This window comes from Bacillus sp. TH13 (assembly GCF_016651175.1).
In the GTDB taxonomy this organism is placed as follows: Bacteria; Bacillota; Bacilli; order Bacillales; family Bacillaceae_G; genus Bacillus_A; species Bacillus_A thuringiensis_S.
Genome location: NZ_JAEKEJ010000025.1, coordinates 2890119 through 2915256, shown reverse-complemented (window position 1 = coordinate 2915256; position 25138 = coordinate 2890119). Strand labels below are relative to the sequence as shown.

Here is a 25138-nt window from a genome sequence, read left to right as displayed (position 1 = left end):
GTATTGTAAACTTTTCTACCCTTTGTAAATTTAGTGTAAATTTTACTAGCAAACCGTTTACAGTGAATCAAGGTTCAGTTAATAATTACATCGTACATGAAATTTAAGGAGTGGAATGCGTGGAATATAATGTTCAAGATATGATCTTCCAGTTCATTGGTGGATTAGGTATTTTCTTATTCGGGATTAAATACATGGGCGATGGACTGCAACAAGCAGCTGGAGATCGTCTTCGCGATATTCTAGATCGTTTTACAACAAACCCACTCATGGGTGTACTAGCAGGTATGTTAGTTACGGTATTAATCCAATCAAGCTCAGGAACAACCGCTTTAACAGTCGGACTTGTAAGTGCAGGATTTATGACATTAAGACAAGCAATTGGTGTTATTATGGGTGCAAACATCGGTACGACAGTTACTGCATTTATTATCGGAATTAAAATCGGAGAATACGCTCTCCCAATTATGGCAGTTGGAGCTATCTTATTATTCTTCTTTAAAAATAAAAAAGTACATTCTTTAGGTCAAGTTATATTCGGCTTTGGTATGTTATTCTTCGGTTTGGAATTAATGAGCGCAGGTATGAAACCTCTTCGCTCCTTAGAATCATTCCAAGAATTAACGGTTAGTATGAGTGATAACCCAATTTTAGGAGTTGTTGTCGGTACAGTCTTCACTTTAATTGTACAAAGCTCAAGCGCAACAATCGGTATTTTGCAAGAATTATTCGGTCAAGGTGCAATTGATTTACAAGCTGCCCTTCCTGTATTATTCGGTGATAACATCGGTACAACAATTACAGCTGTATTAGCAGCAATCGGTACTTCTATTGCCGCAAGACGTGCAGCATTAGTTCACGTTATCTTTAATATCGTCGGTACAATTATATTTACGATTTTATTAGTACCATTTACAAGCTTAATTCAATATTTCCAAACATCATTAAACTTAAATCCAGAAATGACAATTGCATTTGCACACGGAACATTTAACGTAACAAATGCAGTTATTCAATTCCCATTCATCGCTGTATTAGCATGGATTGTAACAAAACTTATTCGCGGCGAAGACTCTGCTATTGATTTCAAACCGCAACATTTAAACCCAATCTTTATTGAGCAATCTCCAGCTATCGCTTTAACAGAAGCTCAAAAAGAAATTATCCGTATGGCTGAGTTTTCATTACATGGATTAAAAGAAGCAAACCAATTTTTAAATACACAAGACAAAAAACACGCTGACATGGCTACTCAATTAGAAGGAGCTATTAACAATTTAGATAAAAAAATTACCGAGTATTTAGTTCTACTATCTGAAAAGCCGCTTTCACCTACGGATTCTGAAAAACATTCCGTTTTAGCAGGTGTTGTTGGAGATATTGAACGTGTTGGTGATCATGTAGAAAATCTTGTAGAACTTGTAGATTTCCAAATTTCAAATCGTGTTTCACTATCAGACGAAGCATTAGGTGAATTAAACGAAATGCTGGAATTAACGATTTCAACACTGCAAGACTCAGTTGAAGCTTTAACAAACTTCGATACTGAACTAGCTCAAACTGTTATTGCAAAAGAACGCAAAATCGACCAAATGGAACGTGTTCTTCGTAAACGTCACGTATTACGTCTAAACGAGCGTAGCTGTTCAGGTGATGCAAGTGTCATCTTCGTCGATATGGTAAGTAACTTAGAACGCATTGGCGATCACGCTGTAAATATTGCTGACGGTGTTTTAGGTGAACAAGGAAAAATCACTTTAAAACAATCATTATAATGAAGAAAAGAGACGCTACATTAAGCGTCTCTTTTTTCACTTTATTTTAACAACTATTCTTCCTTTTAACTTTCCTTGCAATATAAGTACAAACTTCTCATCTAATTCTTCTAATGTACATTCTTCTGTATAAGACGCTAACTTTGAATTTTCCCACTCATCCGCTAACAATGTCCACACATCTCTTCTCACATCTACTGGACATTGCACTGAATCTACCCCTAAAAGGCTTATGCCTCGTAAAATAAACGGATATACCGTTGTTTGTAGTTCCTGGCCTGCCACATTACCGCATGTCGTTACACAACCACCATACTTTACTGTTTTTAAAGCTGTTTCTAACATACGTCCACCTACAGTATCGATAACTCCGGCGTATATCCCTTTTAACATCGGTCTTCCTGATTCATCATTCAATTCCGCGCGATGAATCACTTTTTTCGCTCCTAGACGTAGTAGCATATCTTCCTCTTCCATTTTTCCTGTCGCTCCTACTACGTTAAACCCTAACTTACTTAATATACTAACAGCTACACTGCCTACGCCGCCTGTAGCACCCGTTACTAAAACATCTCCCATACTAGGCTTGATTCCTACTCCAATAAGCTTATATACCGACAAAGCAGCAGTAAAACCTGCTGTCCCATACATCATACTTTCCTTTAATGACATTCCCTCTGGTAAAGGGACAATCCAAGATGCCGGCACGCGAATATATTCTCCGAAACCACCAGAAGTATTCATCCCTAAATCATATCCCGTTACAATGACTTGATCTCCTACCTTAATAGTAGCATCTTCACTACTCACAACTTCCCCTGCTGCATCAATTCCTGGCGTATGAGGATATGTTCTCGTAACACCTTTATTACCAGTAGCTGAAAGCGCATCTTTATAATTTAATGAAGAATAATGAACCTGTATTAATACGTCCCCCTCAGGCAAACTATTTACTTCTCTCTCGACAACGTTTCTTACAAACTGCTTATTTTCTGTTTCGTTCACAACGATTGCTCGGAATGATGTATGATTCATTATGTCCTCTCCTTTATCCGTCAAATTCTTCTTTATTATATAGAAGAAACAAGTAAACCTACTCATTTCTTCTTGGCTATATTTCAACAAATCTTACTTCCCTATCACTTTCTCATAATATATGTTTTCATTTCTACTAAAAGCCCTTATACTTATTCTACATCTAAAAAAGAATATATAGAAAATCTGACTTTTTATAAATAAATTGAATTTTTACGAAATGTAAATGATTTGTAATGTTTTTTTTCGCTAAATTTCATTATAATAAGTGGATATGAGTGTCGTATTTCAATCCAAATGAAGGAGTACAGGAAATGGAGCAAAACCCATCTTTGCAAGAAAATACACGCAGTAACCCGAAAAAAAACAAGAAAAAAATAAAAATTATTATAAGCGCTATACTATTCGTTCTATTAATAGGCGGCGGTTATACTTGGTTTTTAGTAAATAAAGCATCTTCTGCTGTTCGAAATGCCGCACACGATTTAGCACGCGGTGATAAATCAGATTTACGAGATAAAGCTGTAAAACCTATTACAAATAACGTCTCTGTTTTAATAATGGGTGTTGATGAAAGCGATGTCCGAGGAAAAGAATATGGGGAAGCTATAAGAACAGATGCGCTTTTACTTGCAACATTTAATAAAGATAGCAAAACTGTTAAACTATTAAGTATCCCACGTGACACATATACTTATATTCCAATAGAAAAGAAAAAAGATAAAATTACACACGCTCATGCATTCGGTTCTGCTAAAAACGGGAAAAATGGTGGACCACAAGCAAGCATTGATGCAGTTGAAAAATTAATGAATGTTCCTGTCGATTATTTTGTGAAATTTAACTTTAAATCATTTATAAAAATCGTCGATGACTTGGGCGGTGTTGAAGTTGATGTACCAGTTGAATTTACTGAGCAAGATAGCAATGATAATGCTGAGGCAATTCACCTAGAAAAAGGTGTTCAAAAGTTAAATGGCGAAGAAGCTCTTGCTCTTGCTAGAACAAGACACATCGATAGTGATGCAATGCGTGGACAACGTCAACAACTCGTTATCGAAGCTATTTTAAAGAAACTAACAAATGCTGGTTCTGTAACAAAAGTTGGCAACATCATTGATGATATTAACGGACAATTCGTTACAAACTTAACGTTTGATGATATGCTTTCATTCTATAAGTACGGATCGGATTCGGAAATTGAGAAATTACAAATCCAAGGTGATGATTGCTATATGGCAAAAGGTGACGATACTTGTAGCAAATCTGCTGGTGGTGGTCGAACTTACTACTACAATCCAGATAAAAAAGAATTAGCTAATGTTACAAATGAACTTCGTACTCATCTTGGGCTACCTGCATATACAAAGTCTGACTCAGACTCTGATTCGAAAAAGACAAAAGAATCTAAGTCTGAAAATTCAAGTGAACGCGGATCAAGTAACAATGAAGTGAAAAATAAGAACAAAAATAGCAGTGAAGATACAGAAACATCGTCTAACGACAATGAATAGTAAAGAAGCCGTACTCTATGGAGGTAGAGTACGGCTTCTTTTTATTTCTTCAGAATCAAAAATCAGAACTTTCTAACTATCTTTTTTAATATTTTTAAATTATAATAAATAGTAGCAATCTATTCCAATTATCAGGGGGCTCATACATATGAAAGCTGCAGTAAAACATAACATCTCAGATTTTAAAGACTACTTAAAATCCAACGATATATACATGGAAGAAAATATAGATGAAAATGATGGCTCTGTTCATTTTTCAGTAGGATTAGAGACAGAAGCTGGCGCAAAAATTCAACTTATCGCCGCTTTCCAAAACGAACATCCTACGGTGGATATATACTGCTTCAATGTTGCTCACGTGCCTGATGCAACATCAACAAATGATATTTTACATGTCATCAATGAATTAAACACATCTTATCGCTTTGCAAAATTCACATTAAACAAGCAAAACGCAATTGATATTTCAGCATCTCTTGCATTCTCAGAACCAAACTTTAATCCAGCACTTGTCTTTGAACATACGAGAATGCTATATAAATTAGCAAATGACGAATATAAAAACTTAATGAAAGTTATTTGGGCATAAAGTAAAACTATAATCCGTGAGGTTTACGGGCAATAAATAAAAGGATGGGCTGTAAGCAGCACCATCCTTTTATTTTGATATCATATCGATCCACATCTTAACAGCAGTGCCGACAATTAAAATCGATAACATATATTGTAGTACTTTTTGATTTATCCTCTTCCCAACTCGCACTCCAAGCGGCGCAGCAAAGATACTTGCAACCGCAATAATAAGGGCTGGAATTACAACTACTTGCCCAGTTATCACTTTTCCAGTCGTAATCCCTACTGAGGAAATAAACGTAATAGCAATAGAAGTTGCTATCGTCATGCGCAGTGGTAATTTTAAAATAACTAGCATAATAGGAACTAGAAGAAATGCACCGCCAGCCCCAATAATACCGGAAACACCTCCTACAATAAACGCTAACACACTTGCTAACCATTTATTATAATTAACTGCTCCGCTATTATTTTTCTTCGGTACAAACATCATCATAGCTGCAATGGTCGCTAATACTGTATAAACAACATTTACAGCATGTTCATTTAGTAGATTTGCACTAAAACTTCCTATAAAACTTCCTATTAATATACTAGCTCCCATATACACAACTAATGTTTTATCCATATCATTACTTTTCCGATAGACCCATGCCCCTGCAAAAGTTGCAAAGAATACTTGCACCGCTGTAATACCACTCACTTCGTGTGATGTATATCCCGCAAATCCTAGCAATGCCGGAATGTATAAGATCATCGGATAATTAATAATCGCACCGCCAATTCCAACCATTCCTGATATAAACGATCCTATAAACCCAATTATAAAAAGTAATACGACTAAACTCACCTTATATCCCCCGCCTTCTAAAAAGAAGGTGATTTAAATGAATAAGTTCACATTCCCGTCCGAAGCATCTGCTAAATATGCCCCTACACCTGCAAACTCTACCCCTTCCATAATCTCTTCCTCTTTTAACCCTAATAAATCTACTGTCATTTGACAAGCTACAAGTTTAATCCCCTGTTCTTTCGCCAAATCTATTAAATCTGGTAAAGGCATCGCATTATGTTTTTTCATAATACCTTTAATCATCTTTGGTCCCATACCTGCAAAATTCATTTTTGATAATCCCATCTTATCAGCACCGCGCGGCATCATTTTTCCAAGCACTTTTTCTATAAATGTTTTCTTTACATTCACATGTTCATCTTTCCTTAAAGCATTTAATCCCCAAAAAGTATGAAAAATAGTCACCTCTTGATCATACGCCGCTGCACCATTTGCAATAATATAAGTAGCCATCGCTTTATCATAATCTCCGCTAAATAAAACGATTGTTGTCTTATTCTGTTGTTCCATGTTGTTCTCCCTCCAATTACCTATAGGGGTATTTATTTGTTTATAAAAAGCTGAAATCATTTACCCCATTCTTATACGACTTTACCTTCCCACGCTAACATACCACCTACCATATTGATTGCTTGAAAACCGTAGCTCTCTAAAAACTGAACTGCTCTTGCACTTCTTCCGCCAGAGCGACAAACGATAATATACTCTTTGTTTTTATCCAACTCATGCATTCGAAACTCTAGTAATCCTAACCTAATAGGAATCACTCCTGGCATTTTTCCTTCCGCCACTTCTTCTACTTCACGAACATCAATTACATGTAACTCTTCATTTCGTAACAATCTTTCCTCTACTTCTTTCGCTGTTATTTCTTTCATTTTTCTATTCCTTCCTTACAAAGCGTTCATACCACCTGAAACATTCATAACGTGCTGAAACCCTAATTTCTTTAATACCTTTGCTGCTTGCTTACTTCTCATCCCGCTCTGACAAATAACGATTACTTCCTTATTTTTATCTAATTGATTTGCTTTACTAGCTAACTCATTTAACGGGATATTCTGAAATCCTTTCATATGATTTCCTCTATATTCACCTACTGTACGAACATCGATAAGTTGTTTCTCCTTTTTTTCCACTATATTCTTTAATTCTTTTCCACTGATATTTTGCACACCTTTCACTGGTAAAAATCGTGAAATAACAAACCATGCAGCAAGTACAATGAAAAGCGTACTTACTATTGTGTTCATATAACCACCCTCTCTGCATTTATAACAATATTTTTTCCTACGCCTTCTTAATCCAAAACTTCAGCACATCAGCTTCTTCTACATGCTTTACGATGTCATGACCAATTTTATTTGCCCACGCTGGAATATCCTTAATTGACCCTTTATCCGTTACATGTATTTCTAACACTTCTCCAGTGTGTAAAGCATCCATTGCTCTCTTTGTTCTTACAATTGGCATTGGACATGCTAAACCCTTCGCATCTAATACTTGTTTTATATTCATCATCAATTCCTCCAATTTGTTATTTTTATAATGACTCATGCACTGCACAACGATTTGGACCAATCTCCATTTCACGCTCTTCTTCCACACTCGGATGAATTTTCCCCATATTCGTTTGACGAATTTCTTCATATGCATTTGGTTGTGGCGGTAAGTTTTCTGTCACAGTTTTACGAAACTCTACTTCATCAGCAATATTTAACCCTACATTCTCTTTAAATAGATCTTGTAAGCTCGCACTCACAATGCCTCTTTCATCCATTTCACTTATTTTTGAATAATGAGCTGGTAAAACAATTAAATCTTGAGACAGTTCCTTATAAAATGTATATAACGTATTTCTTAAATCACTCACCCAATCTTCAGCCTTACCAGCAAGATCAGGACGCCCGATTGAATCTACAAATAAAATATCGCCTGATAATAAATAAGAATCATCTACAATGAATGACGTACTTCCAATCGTATGCCCTGGTGAGTATAACGCGTCAATTTCAATTTTTGTACCCCCCACCGTAATAACAGATCCTTCTACAAGCGGTTCATATGAGAAAGCGACTTCCTCGGCATCTTTTGGCGGTAACCAATACGTACCACCTACCTTTTCAGCTAACTTACGTCCACCAGAAATATGGTCTGCATGTAAATGTGTATCCATTACATTCGTAATCGTAACGCCATGCTCTTTCGCAAACTCCTCATATGCTTCAACCGTTCTTACTGCATCAATAACTGCTGCTTCACCGTTTGAAACGACCATATAAGATAAACAGCCTTTTCCTAGGCGGTTAAACTGATACATACTTCCGCCATTTTTTAAATCTCCAACTTTTATAGGCTTTACATATTCACTCCAAGCCTTCATACCACCAGCTAAATAATAAATATTTTCTAATCCCGCCTCTGTTAATTGCTCTGCCACAAATATAGAAGACCCTTCTTTTGCACATACTACTAAAACATCTTTATCTTTAGGTAATTCACTTACAATATGATCTACACCATCTAACAAGTCAAAATAAGGTTCATTAATAGAAGAAACTTGTTTCCCTTCAATTTTCCAATCTTCATAATCCGCCTCATTACGAACATCTAAAATGAATAACTCTCCGAATAAAACTTTCTCTGCCACATCTTTTGCTTGTAACGGTTTAACATTCATTTCATTACCCCCATAGGTATATTTTTATTCAAAAAAATTTACTTCTCTATATTCCCTTGCCACTCTACCATACCTGGAATGACATTTTTCACATTTAAATAACCTTTCTCATTCAACATTTGGCAAGCTACATCACTACGGTTACCCGTTCGACAAATAACATAAATTTGCTTCGTCTCATCTAACACTGCGCTGTCTAATTCACCTAATGGTACCGAAATGGCGGATGGAATATGGCCAAAAGCAAATTCCGCTGCTTCGCGAACATCTAATACAATGCTCTCTTCTCCATGAGACAATATAGACTGTAATTCTGCATTCGTAATTGTATGAGGATATTTCACAATTTCATTCACTTCATGCTCGTTTGCTCTCCTAACATAATGCACCAATACATCACCCTCGTGTTTCGTCCCGATATATTGATGTCCTACTTTACTCGTCCAACTTTTTATATCTACCGTAGATCCTTTATCTGTTGCCTTAACTTCAATCACCTGCCCTGGTGCTAATCCTTCTATCGCCTTCTTCGTTTTCACAATAGGCATCGGACAAGCCAAACCTTTACAATCTAAACTCATATCCACTTTTATACTCATAATCGATTCCTCCACAATTTATATGCATATACCTGTAGGGGTATATTAAAATGTTTTTGAAAATCTGTCAACACTTACGTTTGACAGATTATCGGCTTTTTACAAGTAATTGAACAGCTTCTTTAATTAACTCTTCATTTGAACCATTGCCACTTTCAAACTGTTCACGTAAACAATGCTCTAAATTCGTTCCAACAACGAGTCCAATTGTACGATCAAGGGCAGAACGAGATGCCGTTAACTGTATAATAACTTCTCGGCAATCTTTTCCTTCTTCCATCATACGAAGCACACCACGAACTTGACCTTCAATGCGTTTCAATCTATTTTTCATATCTTGATTATATTCCACTGTAGACCACCTCCGTATTTATAACTATATTATACATTACTTTGTAACTTTGTATAACATCATATACCCTAAAGGGTATGTCGTAAAGTTTTTAATTTTTAGCCTAAATTTTATACTTACTTCACACTTTTTCTAAATCATATAAAAATAGGCCGAATCAACCATATAATTGGTTTCGGCCTATTTTTATTAATTTACGTTAATCATTATTAATTCAACTACATTTCTATCATTAATCACAATCTCTTTTTTCTCATTATTCGGCAGTAAAATTATATACTTTCCTTTTCTAGGAGTCTTCCAAATCAATTTTCCTTCCTGATTAGTTTTCCCTATCGAAATCACGATTTCTTTACTAGGCTGAGGTGATTCATCTTTTATAAGCATAATTTCAAAGTCTTTTATCTGTTGTTTCTCTTTATTTTGAACACAGAAAGTTATAGGATTAACAACTTTACTAACATTCTCCTCGTTATTTGCTATATAACTAGACATCATGATTATGACCAATATGCAATACAAAATCCAAATAGAATTACTATATTTATTCAGACCATTTTTTAATATTATTAAACACATTGTCTGTTATCCGATTTCCAGAATTCTTATTTTTATTTCCTCTTGTATGAATAGCTATTATTTTGATACCTGTATCAAAATAATGGTATACAGGTGATCCACTTTGCCCCTCATAAGTATCAATCTTATATGTTAAAATTCTAGGGTTAACGCCTTCAATTGGACCATAGTCTCTCCACATTGTGTAACGTTCATTTCCTACCTTATCAGCTGGATATCCAGGAATCACCGCAAGTAAACCTTTTGGTGAATCTACATAGGTAGTTCTATATCCCAACCAACCTGTATAATCTCCAGGAGACCCATTTAATTTAATCGCTCCATAATCATAATTTGAATTTTCATTATCAGTCCATCCACTTACCGAGTAAAGTTTTGTTCCTTTATATGGTAAATACGGTACTTGTCCTCCATTACGTCCTGGAGTTACAATAACATTTGTCGCCCATCCACCAATTTCTTTATTGTAAATACAATGTCCAGCTGTCAGCACTGTATCTTTACTAATTAGTGCCCCTGTACATCCATAAATTTCTCCGCTATTATACTGAGTTGCTATATGGACTATGGCGCTATACGGATATGAAGTTGTATCATTAACCCGTATTCGATCATCTATTCCTATAACAGAATAGGTAAGAATGTTAGGTGAATAATTTAACTTTGTATTTTCTAAAAAGGCTCCCCAATCTTCCCTATTATGTTTACGCCCTTCAAATGAAGGTGAAACAAGATCTTCTCCCCTTCGATCATTACTATACAAAGATTGTTCTTGAAAAAGTACACGTTCTCCCTCATTTGAAACTGATGTCCACGGTACATCTTCTGCATACACCTTCTGATTCACAAAAAATACTATACAAAAAAAGATAAAAAGAACACCAAAACTATAAAGAGCCAACCTACATCTTATAGAAATAAAGCTATCCAACATAACTTACCTCCTATACAAATGATAGCGAACAATTGAAGATCCCTTTATAAATTCTAGTTTTTCTTTTTTTAGAAGTCAATGTAAATAACAATGATTATCATTATTATTTACGTTGACTTAACAAAATCAAACAATGAGTCATATTCTTTACTCTGCGTTCAAAAATCTGTCTCATTAAATCTTAATTTTATTACATAAACCCATAACCTTCTTCACAATTAGCTCCGCAGTATTTTCCTCCGGTGGCATCAATAAATTCGTAACAGGCCCATATACAACAGGGTTTAGCTCTACTTCGTATCCACCATATGTAAACTCTTCCCTTGTCGGTAAATAACCAATATATCCATTCGTATATCCACCAAGAAAAACTATTTCATTTTGAAGACTCTCTTTCATTTCTAACGCAGTCTCTGAAAAAGGTTCCATCGGTATACCAGAGAACATACCATCATTAACTTGAAACAGTTGAACTTCTAAATCAATACGTAACTGCCGAATACCTTGCTTATATTTCTCTAGAATGATAGTAAGCCATTCATCTGTATTCACACCCCACTGCCTCTTCGCCAATTGAGCCATGCTTCGTATCTCATTCATTTCAGGAATATCTTTCAACTTCATTTGTATCGTACTCGAAATTGTTCTTAAATTTACAATTGGGCTATATACAACTGTTGGCAACATCGTTAATACATGTCCACTAAGTGTATAAGCCATTTTCTTTAATGCTTCTCTTGAACCACGATACTTCGCATTTACATTACCAGCAGCTCCTTGCACAATAATAACAGGACAGTTTACAATCTTTTCAAGAATCTCTCTCGTCATTCCCGGATAATCCGCTGACAATACATCGCTATCACCTTTTAAAACATTCGGATGCGCCGTACAAAATACTACAATCCCAGATAGCCCCTTCGTTTCAGCATTTCTTATTGCTAGCATACCAATTCGTTTATCTACAACACCCTCTATATTTGTTCCCATCTTTGCTCTTCCATCAGATGTTCTCTCTCTTCGGTTGACCCCAATATCACCTGTCGTAACACCCCAGCCAACTTCACATAGCTTCAAGTTGTTATTCGCAGTAACCGCACCTTGCACTACATTATTTACTAAAATCGTTTTATATGACTTTACTAAAGGTTGCTCACCGACTGTTTCTGGACCAGAATGTGTATGTGTATAAACAACTGTTATTCGCTCAAATGGCACATGAAGCGTACTCGCTACTCGCTCACGAATAATATTCGTATCTTCTACTAACATCCCAATATTATCAATACTTATAAACACAGTTTTCATTTCATCTTTTTCAAATACAAAAACTGTCCCATAAATATGCTCTTCAATATTATTTATTCCTGTCTCTCTGTAATATCCGACAAAATCAATACCTACAGGAGGCGTAATATCCATCTTGCATACCCCTATTTTGCTCATTTGAATCGCTCCATTTCTCTATGTAACTCCCTTTTTTCAAGAATAGCATATTTAACCTTGTTCCAAATAAAAAGAACGGACATAGAATTCTACGTCCGTTCTTTTCATCACACATACTTCCGATGCACCATCTTCCCATCATAAGAGAACACAACGCCCTTACTCTCCACAATTGACTCCATATGCACCGTCCTTCCCCATAACTGATGAATGTATGGCAGTACTTTTTCTAAGTATTTTAAATCGAGCTCAATTCCTTCATAACTATGTTTAATGTACAACTCTCCGTTCTTTAAGTAGTCACCATCTTCTACTACTAAGTACGGGAAGCCACCATTTGTACGCATATTTACAAGCTGATCACGTACATGTTCCCACTCTTTATCTATTACTTTATATTCTTTTCCTTGGCGCTGGAATAAGTACATATCTTCTCTCATTACGAGATCTTTGTTTAAGTAGTTCCTTAAGAATGATACATCCCATTCGATCTCGCGTACTTCAAAGATTTTGTCACGGCCAGATCCTGGTTTTACACCGCGTCGTTTCATTTCTTCTGTCGGGTTATTGTAGCGCTCCTCTATATCTTCAAACATTTTAATACCGAGGTAGTATGGGTTAATACTTGTTTTAGATGGTTGAACTACACCTGCATTAAGCTTTGCGAATTCAATCGCTTCAGAAGATGTTAAGTCCATTTCACGGAGTATGCGTTGATGCCAGTATGATGCCCAGCCTTCATTCATAATTTTTGTTTCAAGCTGCGGCCAGAAATATAGCATTTCCTCGCGCATCATCGTTAATATGTCTCGCTGCCAATCTTCTAGCTCACGGCTATATTCTTCAATGAAGAGGAGTAAATCTTTCTCTGGTTGCGGCGGAATTTTCTTCTTTTTATGCATATTAGGTCGTTCTCTCTTTTTGTTTCGATCATCTAAATTCCATAAGTCATCGTACTGTGATATCTTTTTCTTTTCTACATCCTCTTCTAAATCTTCAATACTCCACGCAAGTTTTGGACGCATAATCGATGGGTCAATATGCTCTTGAATGGCAAGTACGGCATCTAAAAATGTTTCTACCTCTTCCTTTCCATACTTATGCTCATATGCTTTAACACGGTCCGCTGTTGCCGCCATACTTTCTACCATATCTCGCTTCGTATTTGAAAAACGAATATTATTTTTGAAAAAGTCACAGTGTGCTAAAACGTGCGCTACAATTAATTTGTTTTGAATTAAAGAGTTCGTATCTAATAAAAAGGCGTAACATGGATCAGAGTTAATAACGAGTTCGTATATTTTACTAAGACCTAAATCGTATTGTAATTTCATTCTGAAAAACTGTTTTCCAAAACTCCAATGTGAAAACCGCGTCGGCATCCCATATGCACCAAATGTATAAATAATTTCCGCTGGACATATTTCATAACGCATCGGATAAAAATCAAGCCCAAATCCAGTCGCAATTTCCGTAATTTCCGCAATCGCATATTGCAGTGCTTTATCGTCACTTGCTCTCATTATTTTCCCTCCTTACACTTTCCCTTAAGAAAGTGTATGATGGAGAACAAGCTTTCATGAGGATTGATTGCATAATAAAAAGACACCCCCGCAAAAACGAGAATGTCTTATCTATTAACCTTCAATAATCTCCATCTTCTCCGTAATCGGAGTACGAGCTTTTCCTTCTGGTGCTTTATCGAAATAGCCAAGGTGAAGAATTCCAACGATACGTTGACCTCTTGTTAAACCAAGTCCTTCTATAAATAATGGATTATAGTTTAATCCGCCTGATTTCCAAACACAACCTAATCCACGTTCCCAAGCAAGAAGCTGAAAGTTTTGCATAAATGCACATGTTGCAGCGTAATCTTCGTCACGTTGAATTTGACGTGGGTCTTCATTCATGTAAACAACGATTTGTGCAGGCGTGCTTAAGAAACGATCTGATAAAATTTTACCGCGTTTCGCTCTTTCTTCTTCTGTGAAAGAGTTTAATACTGCGTCTACTAATTTCTTGCGGCCGTCCCCAATGTATAATTTACAATTCCATGGCTCACGGTGTTTATGATTTGGTGCCCATGTTGCATCGTTTAATAGTTCAATTAATAAATCTTTTTCTACTGCTTTATCTGTAAATGTACGTACAGAACGCCTTTCTTTAATCACATTAGCGATGGAAGTATATGTAGTCATATTTATCTCTCCCTTATTTTTATCTATATGTATAAGTTTATTGTTAGTATTGATATTGATTTTCAATTTCGATTATACCTTAGTTTTTTACTATTAATCAATGTTTTATGTTGGAAAACTTCTAAAAACGTCATTTCATGCTGTGAATAAAAAAACTTAACTTGTTCACAAGTATTTCACATTTTATGGAAATGATATGTGTACAGTTTTCCACATTATCCATCTAGGAGGAGTTTACATGTACAAAAAAATCGTAGTAAGTATGACTATGGCAGCATTATTATGCGGGATATCCACCTTCCCTACTTCCGCTGCCACGCCAAAAGAAGTAACAATGCATCACCATAAACCAATTTCAGAAGAAGAAATGCAATCGCTAGAAAAACTTGGCTACAACAAACATGAAATTTGGAGAGCTGCTCACATTGCAAGAATTAGTAAAAAAGAAATAAAAGATGTTTTATCTTACTATAAGCAAAATAAATCTTGGGAGAAAACAGCCGAGCATTTCGGTGTAGATCCAAGTAAGCTGAAAAAGCATCATATGAGTAAAGAAACAAAGCAAGCACTGCTACAACAGTTAGCAACTATGCAAAAATCCACACCGGAGCAGCTAAAACAAAAAATGAAAGAATATAACATCAAATTGCGTCATCTTACTGTGTTAACAATCATCTCTCAAAAGAGTAATACCCCTCTTGATGATGTATTAAAAATGAAAAAAGACGGAATGGACATGAAACAAATCGCCGAAAAATTAAATGTAAAAAGAGAAGATATAAGAGCGGAAATGATGAAATTAGTGAAGTCTATTAAAGAAACGAAAACAAATTAACACGCCACAAAGGAAGAGGTATTCACTACTCTTCCTTTTCTTTATAAACTTTCAACTTTGAAGTATAAATTCCCGTCTTTCCCAAAAACTAACACAAGTAAATGACGTATGTTAGGGGTGAGAAAATGTTCGGTTTATCATCTAAGAAATCAAAAAAGACTAATACAAAAACACTTTGTTCTATTCCAGAATTTATACAAACCATGAAAGAATCAAGCGATTTTGTCTCTTATAACATACTTAAAGATGAAACGTTGTGCCTGTTTTATTATAAATCTGTCGTGGAAGCACTTATTATTAAACAATTCATTTTAACTCCTATAAAAAAGGAATCGGAACAAATCCAAAACATCTCTGATTTATGTAATATCATCTCTATTGAAGACATTATTACCTCCCCTTCTATTGATAATATTCGTGAAAAATTATTAGGTGGATATATTTTAATACGCTTAAAAAACAATTCGAATCCTGATCAATATGCTTTAATTCGTGCCGAAAGTACTGTTTTAGGAAAACGATTATATAACGATACAGAAAATGAGTATAGCGTAATCGGGCCTAAAATCGGTTTCGTTGAAAACCTTGATACAAATATCCACTTATTACGCCGAAATATCGTAACGGAGCAACTCATTTTTAAAGAAGTTACCGTCGGATCTATATCAAAAACGAAAGTAGCAGTTGCTTATATAGAAGGAATTACAAATGAACAATTTGTCAACACCGCACTTCAACGGCTAGAAGACATTGACTTTGATGTCCCATTTGATTCAACTATGATTGAGCAATTTATTAGTGATAATAGCAATTCACCTTTTCCTGTTCTATTACCTACAGAACGATTAGATCGAGCTGTATTTGCATTAATTAACGGGGAAGTTTTAATCTTAACAGATGGCTCTCCATATGCTTTATCAGGACCAACAACGTTACTGGATTTTTTCATTTCACCAGAAGATTATTATTTACCGTGGATGATTGGATCGTTCTTTCGTATTATTCGTTTTTTCGGAGCTATATTTTCTCTTTTTTCCTCCGCTATTTATACAGCGGCTTTAACATATCATTATCAAATGATTCCTGCCGATTTACTAGGTCCTATTATTTTCTCGAGAGCTAACGTACCTTTCCCTCCTATTCTAGAAGCACTCTTTTTAGAAATTACAATTGAATTGCTTCGTGAAGCAGGAGCGCGTTTACCGACAAAAGTCGGACAAACGATTGGGATTGTTGGGGGGATTGTAATTGGCCAAGCATCTGTTGAAGCGGCTTTGACAAGTACAATTTTATTAATTGCAGTTGCTTTATCCGCTCTTGCATCATTCACAACACCAACCGTAAAGATGTCTTCTACTATTCGATTATTACGCTTTCCGCTTATTCTTTTAGCCGGTGCGTTCGGAGGATTAGGCCTTATTGTCGGATTTGTATTTATTTTAGCTCATTTAATTAAATTAAAATCACTTGGATCACCTTATTTATTACCTTTATATCCATTTCGTGGTTTAGGTACAGCAGAAGGTTTTCTTCGATTACCATTTAGTCAAACGGCACAAAGACCTTCTTTTCTTAGACCAAAATCAAAATGGCGCTATAATCCAAACAAATCGAAGCAAAAACGTGATGGTGAGAATGAATGAAAAAAGTTTTATTGCACCTTATCATTATCTTCTTCGTTTTACAAACTGGCTGTACACAAACGTATATAGTGGATGCACAGCGTATTATTCATATTGCTGGATTTGACATCACAAAAAACAAAAGATTCCAAGGAACTATTCTATTCCCAGAGTACACACATGGTGTAAAGTCTAAGCCAGAGACTCAAACAACATCTGCCCGTTCACTTGAAACAATTGCTTCACGATTGAATGCGAAATCTCCTCACAATGTTGTTGTAGGTCAAATGCGTGTTGTCCTATTTGGAAAGGCTCTAGGAGAACGCGGAATGGGAGAAATTATTACTAACTTACAACGTGACCCAAATATCGGGCGTGATGTACAACTAGCAATTGTAGATGGATCGGCTGAAGAGCTTTTAAATTACGGAAAAAAAAATGGGTCTTTATATATTGCTGATTTACTCGAGCAAAATATAAGAAATGAGAACATTCCACAAACTGAATTAAACATTTTTTTATATAATTATTACTCTTCTGTATGTGATGCCTATGTTCCTTATATTAAAATGGACGATAATCATTCTGTCGCTGTCAAAGGACTTGCCTTTTTAAAAGGCGATAAAGTCGTCATGTATACGGATAAAAGACATTCTGTTTTAGCAAAATTACTTATTAACCCTACGAAAAATGGACGTTACGAAGCAGCGATAACAAAGGATAAACATAAAGGTATGGTTGTTATACAAAACTTAGCTGGGGAAAATAAGTATGATATAGATCAAACTGGCGACATACCAAAAGTAAAAATCCATTTAAAATTAAATGGATTAATTAAAAACTCTCCTAATTGGATTGATCTAAGAAAAAAACAAATATCAACTATATAAAAAAACAAATTGAACGAAATGTCGAAAAAGACTGTGAAGATTTAATAAAACAATTTCAAGAAAAGGAAATTGATCCTTTAGGAATACGAGATGAAATTAGAAGCCATACGAGAAAATGGAATATAAAACAAATTCGAAATATGTATAAAAATGTAGCGGTGGATATAAATTTAGATCTTAATATTGTACAATCTGGAATCGGAGAATAGTGAGGTGAAATAAGCAATGAATACAATGAATAAAACAAAGACAGTCTCTCCATATTTTGCATTTATTTTATTGCATTCTCTCCAGATTGGTATAGGAATTCTCGGATATCAACGTGTAATTTTAAAAAACGCTGGTTATGATGCCTGGATTTCTCTTATTATTGCGGGAATTACAACTCATATTGTGCTGTTTTGTATGTTAAAAATGCTTGAAAAAGACGGAGATTTAATTAGCATTCATACAACAACCTTTGGAAAGTGGTTTGGCTCTATATTTTCTGTAATTTTCACTCTTTATTGCTTATTATTTTGCCTTACTGTTCTTCGTACATATATGGAAGTGATACAAGTTTGGATTTTCCCTACCATTAAGTTATGGAAACTTACGCTTATGTTTTTATTAGTCACTTACTACATTATAAAAGGTGGCTTCCGTTCTGTGACAGGGATATGTTTTTGGGGTATTGTTCTTCCTATTTTCGTTGTATTCTTTTTAATCTATCCAATGAAATATGCTCATTTCCGTAATATTTTACCTATTTTTACACATTCACCTTTTGACATGCTTATATCTGCAAAACAATCCGCATTGGAATTTCTGGGGTTTGAAACAATTCTTATCTTTTATCCCTTTATTGAAAAAGGAAAATCTTTAAAGCGATGGGCCCATGCTGGAATTGCTTTTAGCACCTTAATTTATGTAGTTTTAGCTATCGTATCTTTTATGTATTACAGCGAGGGACAATTAAACCGTACTATTTGGCCTACTTTAACGATGTTAAAAATAATTAAAGTTCCTTTTATCCAGCGCTTTGAATATATTATTATTTTCGTTTGGTTTTTAATTATTTTACCAAACCTCTGCTTAACCATTTGGTCATCATGTCAAACGATGAAGCGTTCCTTTCATATTTCATTTAAATTTACATTACCGTTTTTTATTTTCATCATATTTTCAGCTTCTCTACTTTTCACAAACCGTGAAAGTATCAACACATTAAATACCGTACTATCTCAAGCGGGTTTATATATTGTATACGCTTATATCCCTATTTTATTTTTATTTCATTCACTACGATGGCACTTCAAAAATCGTTCAAAAAAAACTTCTCCCTAGGTGTCCCTTAGTCTGATACAATTTGATTAATACATTTGTAAAGGGGACAAGCGAATGAAAAAGTATGTATTTTCTTTACTTGCAGTACTAAGCTTAATTCTTGCTGGATGCGGAAGTACTGGTACAAATGACCAAAAATCTTCTGAATCAAAAAAAGAAGAACATGACCACGCATCGCACACTCAGCAAGCTGACATTCAAGAGAAAACAAAAGGAGTCGACACACTTCCGACCTTCCTAGATAAGCTTGATCCACAAATGAAAGATATCTACACCGTCGCTGGACAAAATGCAGAGCTATTAGATTGGATTCCATGCTATTGTGGTTGCGGTGAAAGTGTAGGACATAAAAATAATAAAAACTGCTTTATTCGTGAAATTAAAAAGAATGGTGAAGTTGTTTGGGACTCCCATGCAACGACTTGCGTCAATTGCCTAGAAATCGCAGTTGAATCTGCTTCCATGAAACAAAAAGGAAAATCAACGCTTGAAATTCGTAACTATATCGATAATAAATACAAAGAAGGCTATGGCAAACCAACACCTACGCCAATGCCAAAAGCTTAAAAAACGAGGAAACTCCTCGTTTTTTCTTTTCATTCACTTTTTTTCTTAACAAATTCTTTCAAGTGTATTTCTCCTTACTTATCACACACTATATATAACTCTCGGTAAGGAGGGTACACAGTGCAAACATATAACGACTATGATAAAGCTCTCTATTACACGTATTGCTGTAATTGGGATAAATTACTCGTTCTCATGGTTCAAACGAACGATCAATTATTTTCTAAGCGTATTGAGCATTTTTTACACGCTTATCAATACAGTAAAGAACTCCCAGAAGTTGATAAACAATTGCAGCTCCTATTTCAATATATTGACCACGCATCCCAAAAGTCGCATGTAGAAGAAGTAGAACAAATTCAAATGTAAACTATAGCGCTATTCTCTTCCGGAGAATGGCGCTTTTTTAAAATATTTATATCAATAAAAGTTTCTCCTTATAAAACTTTTATTGATAAACATATTTTTCTTTCTTTTCCATACCACTTCATACTATAATTTAGTATGTAACTATTATAAGAGAGGTATAAAATATGGGACGAGAAAAAAAGCAAGAATATGCTTTACTTACCGCATGGGGAGCTTCTTTTATTGCTACACTAGGAAGTCTGTACTTTTCCGAAATCATGAAATTTGAGCCTTGTGTTCTTTGTTGGTATCAACGTATTTTTATGTATCCATTCGTTTTATGGCTCGGTATCGCTGTGGCAAAGAAAGACTATCGCATCGCAAATTATTCTTTACCAATCGCAACTATTGGTGCTTGTATTTCTTTATATCACTATGCAATTCAAAAAGTCGCAGCATTTTCAGCCGCTGGGGCAGCTTGTGGACGTGTACCATGTACGGGAGAATACATAAACTGGTTCGGCTTTGTGACAATCCCGTTTTTAGCACTTATCGGCTTTATTACAATCGCTGTTTGTAGCTTTATTGTCATCAAAAACAAATAAGGAGATGAAAGAATGAAAAAAATGCTTATATTTGGTGGTATTATTATCGCCTTGTTTGCGGCAATTTTCGCTGTAACACAAATGGAAGAAAAAAACGCTTCAACTAGCCAGAAAATTGATAATCCTGCTGAAAGTAAGACAAACGGTCCTGACTACTACACAAATAAAATTTCTCTTTCAGATCTTCAAAAGAACTTAAAAGAGAAAAAAGAAGAAACAGTATACTTTTATCAAACATCTTGCGTTCATTGCCAAAAATTATCTCCTGTCCTAGTGCCAATGGCTAAAGACTTAAACGTTGATATGAAAGTTATGGATATTGAAAAATTAGATGCTCCTTGGGATGAATATAAAATTCAAGGAACACCAACAATCATTCATTTTAAAGATGGCAAAGAAGTGAGCCGTATTAGCGGTGAACAGCCGAAAGATAAATTAAAAGAATGGCTTGAGCAAACGAAAAAGTAACGAGAAAAGGAAACTCCTTCTACACATGAAATGGGTGTAAAATCCCACACTAATGTATAAGGAGGGGGTTTTATGCCAGAAGTAAGATGTTCTGTTTCCAACTGTTCTTTTTGGGGACAAGGTAACTTTTGTCAAGCAAGTGCGATCGTCGTTCAGCCTGATGCAGATGAAACTGGTCAAACTGAAAATGATTCATATACAGCTGCTGTTTTAACAAACGAGACGCTAGAAAGTTCTGTAGCAACGAGTGTAGAGACTTGTTGTCATACATTTAAGCCTAAATATTAAACATAAAAAGCATACGATTCATCGTATGCTTTTTTACATCCCTCTCCAAAAATCATGCATAATAAAAAAATACAAAATAACGAGAACGGCCGTCCCGCATAGGGTAATGCGCCGATATATACTCTTCTCTCCTTCCCTCGCTTTCACAAACGCCCAAATAAATCCGAAGAATAATATTAAATCAACATATGGAACATAAAAAGAAAAGACGAGAAACGCATATAAATACACGATAAATAAACAGGTCGTTACTAAGAAAACTTTAAACGCAAATTCACTTTTCATAATATAACCGCCCCCTATCTGTACTGTATTATATTCAGCAAAATACAATAGTTGCAGTTAAACTCCAAGTATAAATAAGCTACCGTCTATAATACGGTAGCCATTACGGAACATTGTATTTCCGTTTATATATATTACTTAAAATCGAAGAAGGAATTTGCTCGTAACGAATTTTCTCTCCTGTTTCATCTATAATATACGAATTGTTTCCTATATAATATATTCCATCTTTTCGTTTTGAGTACACTGGATATCTTTCATTTGGCAATACCGTTTTCACTTTCGTTAACTGTCCATTTGGCTCTTGCCAATATATATCCGCGCGGTCTACTAACGTAAGTAGTCCAATTTGTTCTTCTTCTATTTTTCGACCATTCCAGCTCACAACGCGATAACCAAGCTTATTCGCTTCATATTCGGGGCTCGTATGAAAACGAGAAATGATTACTTTTGTTTGCAATTGGACTCGATCATATAACCATTGTATATCCCTGTCATGCATGCGAATACACCCATTTGATTCCCTACTTCCAATCGTCCATTCCCGATTTGTCCCATGAATCGCATATTCATTCTTATCCAGCCCAAGCCATCTCGTACCAAGAGGGTTATTTGGTGCACCCCCAGCTATTTTTTTTCGATGGTATTCTTTATTTTTATATTTAGTTATAATACAAAAATTACCTTCAGGCGTAGGCGTACGATCTCTTCCAGTTGTTACGGGGAATGTTTTTGTATAATTTCCATTTTCAAAAAAAGACAACTGGTTTGTCGTAAGATTCACTAATATTAAATGATCTGTATCAGCAAAAGCACTAACCGGTAGGATGAAAAATAATAGTATGACGAAACATAACTTTTTCATCTATATCCCCCCTAGCGCTCACTATAATAAGTGGAATTAACTTTACTTTGCTCTTATAAATGAAAACTATCCATTTACAATAACGCCCCCATTTACATGTATCATTTGCCCAGTAACATAGGATGAATCCTCAGACGCTAAGTATACGTATGCTGGCGCTAATTCATATGGTTGACCAGGTCTTTGCATCGGAACATTGCTCCCGAACTGAGAGACTTTCTTCTCATCAAAGCTCGATGGAATAAGCGGTGTCCAAATCGGCCCCGGCGCAACACCATTTACACGAATCCCTTTTTGCACTACCGATTGAGAAAGTGATCTTGTAAAAGCTACGATTGCTCCTTTCGTTGCGGAATAATCAATTAACGTTTCATTTCCTTCATATGCAACGATAGATGCCGTATTTATAATGACATCCCCTTTCTTCAAATGAGAAAGGGCTGCTTTCGTAACGTGAAAATAAGAAAAAATATTAATACGAAATGTTTTTTCTAGCTGTTCTGCTGTAATATACTCTAGCCCTTGCTGCGGATATTGCTGTGCAACGTTATTTACTAAAATATTTAAACTACCTAACTGCCGGGCGGTCTCTTCCACAATATCTTTACAATGCTGTTCATTACTCAAATCCCCCGGCAACAACACACACTTTACACCTTCTTTTTCAACACGTTGTTTCGTCTCATTTGCATCTTCTTCCTCATCTAAATAAGCAATCGCAATATTTGCTCCCTCTTTTGCAAAAGCGATGGAAACTGCTCGTCCAATTCCGCTATCTCCTCCCGTAATTAACACATTCTTTCCTTTTAATTTTTCACTTCCTTTATAATTTGGATCTTCAAACTGCGGAAGGGGGCTCATTAATGATTCAATACCAGGCTGCTTATTTTGATGTTGCGCAGGCATTGTTATAAAGTTTTTTTGCTGTGGCATAGCTACTTTCAACTCCTTTTTCTTAGCATGTGCACAATAAAAAGCTGAAATTCACACATTGGTTTACGATTAATATTCGAATTTAAGACACAAAATATGAATTGTTATAAACTTTTTATGCAAAACTATTGCAAAATAGTTAAAAAACGAATATTATATATAACTGTTGTGAAAATTATTCGTAAACAGAAAGGATGTTTATATGTTTAACCTTTCAAAACATAAAACTTCTATTAAAACTGAAATTATGGCAGGTATTATTACCTTCTTAACAATGGCATATATCATTGTCGTAAACCCTGTTATCCTTGGAGATGCAGGTGTTCCATTTGAACAAGCATTTACAGCAACAATTATTGCTGCTGTTGTCGGAACATTATTTATGGCAATCTTTACAAACTTACCAATCGCAATCGCGCCAGGTATGGGATTAAATGCTTACTTCTCTTACTCTGTTGTAAAAGCGCATGAAGGCATGACTTTCGCAATTGCATTCTCTGCTGTATTCGTAGCAGGTATGATTTTAATTTTGCTATCATTTACATCTTTCCGTACAAAATTAATGGAAGCAATTCCTGAAAACTTAAAACATGCAATTACTGCTGGTATCGGGCTATTTATCGCCTTTATCGGCTTACGTTTAACAGGTATCGTTACAAAAAATGATGCAAACTTAGTTGGACTTGGTGATCTTCACTCTCCTCCAGTTCTACTAGCATTAGCTGGACTTGGAATTACTATTATCCTTATGTCTTTAAATGTAAATGGCGCACTATTTATCGGCATGCTATTAACTGGTATTATCGCTTTCTTCACAGGACAATTAACATTCTCAAACGGTGTTACATCAATGCCTGGATTACCAGAAGGAATTATCGTTTCAAATCCAATTACTGCTGTATCTGACGTAATTAACTACGGATTATACGGCGTTGTATTCTCATTCTTCCTTGTTACACTATTCGATACAACAGGTACATTACTTGGCGTTGCACAACAAGGTGGATTTATGAAAGACGGAAAGCTTCCAAAAGCAGGACGAGCTCTTCTATCTGACTCATTCTCAGCAACAATTGGTTCTATGTTCGGAACAACACCATCAACAGCTTACATTGAATCATCTGCTGGTGTTGCAGCTGGTGGTCGTACTGGTTTAACAACTGTTACAGTAGCTGTTCTATTCGCGCTAGCAGCATTCTTCGGACCATTAGTAAGTGCTGTTTCTGGTGTATCAGCTATTACTGCACCATCATTAATTATCGTTGGTAGTCTTATGATGGGCTCTGTTCGCCACATCGATTGGGACGCATTTGATGAAGCATTCCCAGCATTCTTAGTAATCTTAAGCATGCCACTTACATCAAGTATCGCAACAGGTATCGCACTTGGATTTATTTCCTACCCACTTATGAAAGTGGCAAAAGGTAAATTCCGTTCTGTTCACCCACTTGTATATGTATTCGGAATCTTGTTCGCTTATCAATTGGTATTCTTACCACATTAAAATCCCTCATAAAGAGGGATTTTTTTATACATAAAAAAGTAGCGCATCGAAATTCGATGCGCTA

At 35.5% G+C, this 25138-nt stretch carries 29 protein-coding genes and 1 pseudogene; 13 read left to right on the top strand and 17 right to left on the bottom strand.

Features of this window, described 5'->3' with window-relative positions; all coding sequences use genetic code 11:
• Positions 1-119: 119 nt before the first annotated feature.
• Complete coding sequence (locus JFU02_RS23515; protein WP_201071705.1) at positions 120-1775, top strand: Na/Pi symporter; 1656 nt, start codon at positions 120-122, stop codon at positions 1773-1775.
• A 36-nt stretch (positions 1776-1811) separates the two neighbouring features.
• Here the strand turns inward: JFU02_RS23515 and JFU02_RS23510 are convergent, their stop codons facing one another.
• A complete protein-coding gene (locus JFU02_RS23510; protein WP_201072170.1) occupies positions 1812-2897 on the bottom strand; it encodes a YhdH/YhfP family quinone oxidoreductase in 1086 nt (361 codons plus the stop codon).
• A 227-nt stretch (positions 2898-3124) separates the two neighbouring features.
• Between JFU02_RS23510 and JFU02_RS23505 the strand changes: the two genes are divergently transcribed.
• Positions 3125-4324 carry an LCP family protein gene (locus JFU02_RS23505; protein WP_000437429.1) on the top strand — a complete coding sequence of 400 codons (1200 nt, stop codon included), beginning with the start codon at positions 3125-3127 and terminating at the stop codon, positions 4322-4324.
• Positions 4325-4472: 148 nt separating this feature from the next.
• Positions 4473-4913, top strand: coding sequence for a hypothetical protein (locus JFU02_RS23500; protein WP_000642361.1), 441 nt, complete (start codon positions 4473-4475; stop codon positions 4911-4913).
• 69 nt (positions 4914-4982) lie between these two features.
• On the opposite strand, the gene JFU02_RS23495 is transcribed toward JFU02_RS23500, so the two are convergent.
• The 13 genes from JFU02_RS23495 to JFU02_RS23435 form a co-directional block, all read right to left on the bottom strand.
• Positions 4983-5747, bottom strand: a complete 765-nt coding sequence (locus tag JFU02_RS23495) for a sulfite exporter TauE/SafE family protein (protein WP_061667642.1) — start codon at positions 5745-5747, stop codon at positions 4983-4985.
• Between the two features lie 33 nt (positions 5748-5780).
• On the bottom strand, positions 5781-6260 hold the full coding sequence (locus JFU02_RS23490) for a DsrE/DsrF/DrsH-like family protein (protein ID WP_097820843.1): 480 nt from the start codon (positions 6258-6260) through the stop codon (positions 5781-5783).
• Positions 6261-6331: 71 nt separating this feature from the next.
• On the bottom strand, positions 6332-6628 hold the full coding sequence (locus JFU02_RS23485) for a rhodanese-like domain-containing protein (protein WP_000659148.1): 297 nt from the start codon (positions 6626-6628) through the stop codon (positions 6332-6334).
• A 15-nt stretch (positions 6629-6643) separates the two neighbouring features.
• Entirely contained in the window at positions 6644-7003 is a 360-nt protein-coding gene (locus tag JFU02_RS23480) for a rhodanese-like domain-containing protein (RefSeq protein WP_001092537.1), read from the bottom strand.
• A gap of 37 nt (positions 7004-7040) precedes the next feature.
• Positions 7041-7271 (bottom strand): sulfurtransferase TusA family protein, encoded by a 231-nt coding sequence (locus JFU02_RS23475; RefSeq protein WP_003306356.1) that lies wholly within the window; start codon positions 7269-7271, stop codon positions 7041-7043.
• A gap of 22 nt (positions 7272-7293) precedes the next feature.
• Entirely contained in the window at positions 7294-8430 is a 1137-nt protein-coding gene (locus JFU02_RS23470) for an MBL fold metallo-hydrolase (RefSeq protein WP_061667644.1), read from the bottom strand.
• A 38-nt stretch (positions 8431-8468) separates the two neighbouring features.
• Positions 8469-9029, bottom strand: a complete 561-nt coding sequence (locus tag JFU02_RS23465; RefSeq protein WP_086406537.1) for a sulfurtransferase TusA family protein — start codon at positions 9027-9029, stop codon at positions 8469-8471.
• Between the two features lie 88 nt (positions 9030-9117).
• Positions 9118-9381: a metal-sensitive transcriptional regulator gene (locus JFU02_RS23460; protein WP_098516129.1), complete on the bottom strand. Its 264-nt coding sequence runs from the start codon at positions 9379-9381 to the stop codon at positions 9118-9120.
• Between the two features lie 189 nt (positions 9382-9570).
• Complete coding sequence (locus JFU02_RS23455) at positions 9571-9960, bottom strand: DUF2606 family protein (RefSeq protein WP_000335659.1); 390 nt, start codon at positions 9958-9960, stop codon at positions 9571-9573.
• Positions 9926-10894 (bottom strand): trypsin-like serine peptidase, encoded by a 969-nt coding sequence (locus tag JFU02_RS23450; RefSeq protein WP_141560304.1) that lies wholly within the window; start codon positions 10892-10894, stop codon positions 9926-9928. Before JFU02_RS23450 ends, JFU02_RS23455 begins: the two co-directional genes overlap by 35 nt.
• Before the next feature lie 174 nt (positions 10895-11068).
• Positions 11069-12340: a neutral/alkaline non-lysosomal ceramidase N-terminal domain-containing protein gene (locus JFU02_RS23445; RefSeq protein WP_042972344.1), complete on the bottom strand. Its 1272-nt coding sequence runs from the start codon at positions 12338-12340 to the stop codon at positions 11069-11071.
• Positions 12341-12447: 107 nt separating this feature from the next.
• The gene (gene spoVR / locus JFU02_RS23440; RefSeq protein ID WP_061667648.1) at positions 12448-13863 is read right to left on the bottom strand and encodes a stage V sporulation protein SpoVR; all 1416 of its coding nucleotides are present in this window, start codon (positions 13861-13863) and stop codon (positions 12448-12450) included.
• 114 nt (positions 13864-13977) lie between these two features.
• A complete protein-coding gene (locus JFU02_RS23435) occupies positions 13978-14538 on the bottom strand; it encodes a nitroreductase family protein (protein WP_061667649.1) in 561 nt (186 codons plus the stop codon).
• A 238-nt stretch (positions 14539-14776) separates the two neighbouring features.
• On the opposite strand from JFU02_RS23435, the gene JFU02_RS23430 reads away from it, so the two are divergent.
• The 9 genes and pseudogenes from JFU02_RS23430 (at position 14777) to JFU02_RS23390 (ending at position 21487) form a co-directional block, all read left to right on the top strand.
• The gene (locus tag JFU02_RS23430) at positions 14777-15373 is read left to right on the top strand and encodes a hypothetical protein (protein WP_000277040.1); all 597 of its coding nucleotides are present in this window, start codon (positions 14777-14779) and stop codon (positions 15371-15373) included.
• Between the two features lie 125 nt (positions 15374-15498).
• Positions 15499-17016 (top strand): spore germination protein, encoded by a 1518-nt coding sequence (locus JFU02_RS23425; RefSeq protein ID WP_061667650.1) that lies wholly within the window; start codon positions 15499-15501, stop codon positions 17014-17016.
• Positions 17013-18094, top strand: a pseudogene (locus tag JFU02_RS23420) (Ger(x)C family spore germination protein). The gene JFU02_RS23425 and the pseudogene JFU02_RS23420 overlap by 4 nt, the downstream one beginning before the upstream one ends.
• A gap of 16 nt (positions 18095-18110) precedes the next feature.
• The gene (locus tag JFU02_RS23415) at positions 18111-19211 is read left to right on the top strand and encodes a GerAB/ArcD/ProY family transporter (RefSeq protein ID WP_061667651.1); all 1101 of its coding nucleotides are present in this window, start codon (positions 18111-18113) and stop codon (positions 19209-19211) included.
• A 54-nt stretch (positions 19212-19265) separates the two neighbouring features.
• Positions 19266-19778: a PCYCGC domain-containing protein gene (locus JFU02_RS23410; RefSeq protein ID WP_000761026.1), complete on the top strand. Its 513-nt coding sequence runs from the start codon at positions 19266-19268 to the stop codon at positions 19776-19778.
• A gap of 120 nt (positions 19779-19898) precedes the next feature.
• Positions 19899-20147 (top strand): YhdB family protein, encoded by a 249-nt coding sequence (locus tag JFU02_RS23405; RefSeq protein WP_001195459.1) that lies wholly within the window; start codon positions 19899-19901, stop codon positions 20145-20147.
• A 164-nt stretch (positions 20148-20311) separates the two neighbouring features.
• Positions 20312-20731, top strand: a complete 420-nt coding sequence (locus JFU02_RS23400; RefSeq protein ID WP_000532261.1) for a disulfide formation protein C — start codon at positions 20312-20314, stop codon at positions 20729-20731.
• A gap of 12 nt (positions 20732-20743) precedes the next feature.
• Complete coding sequence (locus tag JFU02_RS23395) at positions 20744-21199, top strand: thioredoxin family protein (RefSeq protein ID WP_061667652.1); 456 nt, start codon at positions 20744-20746, stop codon at positions 21197-21199.
• 72 nt (positions 21200-21271) lie between these two features.
• Entirely contained in the window at positions 21272-21487 is a 216-nt protein-coding gene (locus tag JFU02_RS23390) for a DUF1540 domain-containing protein (protein ID WP_001115488.1), read from the top strand.
• A gap of 33 nt (positions 21488-21520) precedes the next feature.
• On the opposite strand, the gene JFU02_RS23385 is transcribed toward JFU02_RS23390, so the two are convergent.
• The 3 genes from JFU02_RS23385 to JFU02_RS23375 all read right to left on the bottom strand — a co-directional run bounded on the left by JFU02_RS23385 (position 21521) and on the right by JFU02_RS23375 (position 23570).
• A complete protein-coding gene (locus tag JFU02_RS23385) occupies positions 21521-21772 on the bottom strand; it encodes a hypothetical protein (protein WP_000834195.1) in 252 nt (83 codons plus the stop codon).
• A 103-nt stretch (positions 21773-21875) separates the two neighbouring features.
• Positions 21876-22637: a L,D-transpeptidase gene (locus JFU02_RS23380; RefSeq protein ID WP_061667653.1), complete on the bottom strand. Its 762-nt coding sequence runs from the start codon at positions 22635-22637 to the stop codon at positions 21876-21878.
• Positions 22638-22703: 66 nt separating this feature from the next.
• Positions 22704-23570 (bottom strand): SDR family oxidoreductase, encoded by an 867-nt coding sequence (locus tag JFU02_RS23375; RefSeq protein ID WP_001136263.1) that lies wholly within the window; start codon positions 23568-23570, stop codon positions 22704-22706.
• A 202-nt stretch (positions 23571-23772) separates the two neighbouring features.
• Between JFU02_RS23375 and JFU02_RS23370 the strand changes: the two genes are divergently transcribed.
• Positions 23773-25074, top strand: coding sequence for an NCS2 family permease (locus JFU02_RS23370; protein WP_061667654.1), 1302 nt, complete (start codon positions 23773-23775; stop codon positions 25072-25074).
• Positions 25075-25138: the final 64 nt, after the last annotated feature.

Excerpts from the sequence above, each read along its gene's own strand:
- JFU02_RS23505 (WP_000437429.1), top strand. The coding sequence starts at position 3,125 with ATGGAGCAAAACCCATCTTTGCAAGAAAATACACGCAGTAACCCGAAA.
- JFU02_RS23500 (WP_000642361.1), top strand. The coding sequence starts at position 4,473 with ATGAAAGCTGCAGTAAAACATAACATCTCAGATTTTAAAGACTACTTA.
- JFU02_RS23490 (WP_097820843.1), bottom strand. The coding sequence starts at position 6,260 with ATGGAACAACAGAATAAGACAACAATCGTTTTATTTAGCGGAGATTAT.
- JFU02_RS23485 (WP_000659148.1), bottom strand. The coding sequence starts at position 6,628 with ATGAAAGAAATAACAGCGAAAGAAGTAGAGGAAAGATTGTTACGAAAT.
- JFU02_RS23480 (WP_001092537.1), bottom strand. The coding sequence starts at position 7,003 with ATGAACACAATAGTAAGTACGCTTTTCATTGTACTTGCTGCATGGTTT.
- JFU02_RS23475 (WP_003306356.1), bottom strand. The coding sequence starts at position 7,271 with ATGATGAATATAAAACAAGTATTAGATGCGAAGGGTTTAGCATGTCCA.
- JFU02_RS23470 (WP_061667644.1), bottom strand. The coding sequence starts at position 8,430 with ATGAATGTTAAACCGTTACAAGCAAAAGATGTGGCAGAGAAAGTTTTA.
- JFU02_RS23465 (WP_086406537.1), bottom strand. The coding sequence starts at position 9,029 with ATGAGTATAAAAGTGGATATGAGTTTAGATTGTAAAGGTTTGGCTTGT.
- JFU02_RS23455 (WP_000335659.1), bottom strand. The coding sequence starts at position 9,960 with ATGTGTTTAATAATATTAAAAAATGGTCTGAATAAATATAGTAATTCT.
- JFU02_RS23450 (WP_141560304.1), bottom strand. The coding sequence starts at position 10,894 with ATGTTGGATAGCTTTATTTCTATAAGATGTAGGTTGGCTCTTTATAGT.
- JFU02_RS23445 (WP_042972344.1), bottom strand. The coding sequence starts at position 12,340 with ATGAGCAAAATAGGGGTATGCAAGATGGATATTACGCCTCCTGTAGGT.
- spoVR (WP_061667648.1), bottom strand. The coding sequence starts at position 13,863 with ATGAGAGCAAGTGACGATAAAGCACTGCAATATGCGATTGCGGAAATT.
- JFU02_RS23435 (WP_061667649.1), bottom strand. The coding sequence starts at position 14,538 with ATGACTACATATACTTCCATCGCTAATGTGATTAAAGAAAGGCGTTCT.
- JFU02_RS23430 (WP_000277040.1), top strand. The coding sequence starts at position 14,777 with ATGTACAAAAAAATCGTAGTAAGTATGACTATGGCAGCATTATTATGC.
- JFU02_RS23425 (WP_061667650.1), top strand. The coding sequence starts at position 15,499 with ATGTTCGGTTTATCATCTAAGAAATCAAAAAAGACTAATACAAAAACA.
- JFU02_RS23415 (WP_061667651.1), top strand. The coding sequence starts at position 18,111 with ATGAATACAATGAATAAAACAAAGACAGTCTCTCCATATTTTGCATTT.
- JFU02_RS23410 (WP_000761026.1), top strand. The coding sequence starts at position 19,266 with ATGAAAAAGTATGTATTTTCTTTACTTGCAGTACTAAGCTTAATTCTT.
- JFU02_RS23400 (WP_000532261.1), top strand. The coding sequence starts at position 20,312 with ATGGGACGAGAAAAAAAGCAAGAATATGCTTTACTTACCGCATGGGGA.
- JFU02_RS23395 (WP_061667652.1), top strand. The coding sequence starts at position 20,744 with ATGAAAAAAATGCTTATATTTGGTGGTATTATTATCGCCTTGTTTGCG.
- JFU02_RS23390 (WP_001115488.1), top strand. The coding sequence starts at position 21,272 with ATGCCAGAAGTAAGATGTTCTGTTTCCAACTGTTCTTTTTGGGGACAA.
- JFU02_RS23385 (WP_000834195.1), bottom strand. The coding sequence starts at position 21,772 with ATGAAAAGTGAATTTGCGTTTAAAGTTTTCTTAGTAACGACCTGTTTA.
- JFU02_RS23380 (WP_061667653.1), bottom strand. The coding sequence starts at position 22,637 with ATGAAAAAGTTATGTTTCGTCATACTATTATTTTTCATCCTACCGGTT.
- JFU02_RS23375 (WP_001136263.1), bottom strand. The coding sequence starts at position 23,570 with ATGCCACAGCAAAAAAACTTTATAACAATGCCTGCGCAACATCAAAAT.
- JFU02_RS23370 (WP_061667654.1), top strand. The coding sequence starts at position 23,773 with ATGTTTAACCTTTCAAAACATAAAACTTCTATTAAAACTGAAATTATG.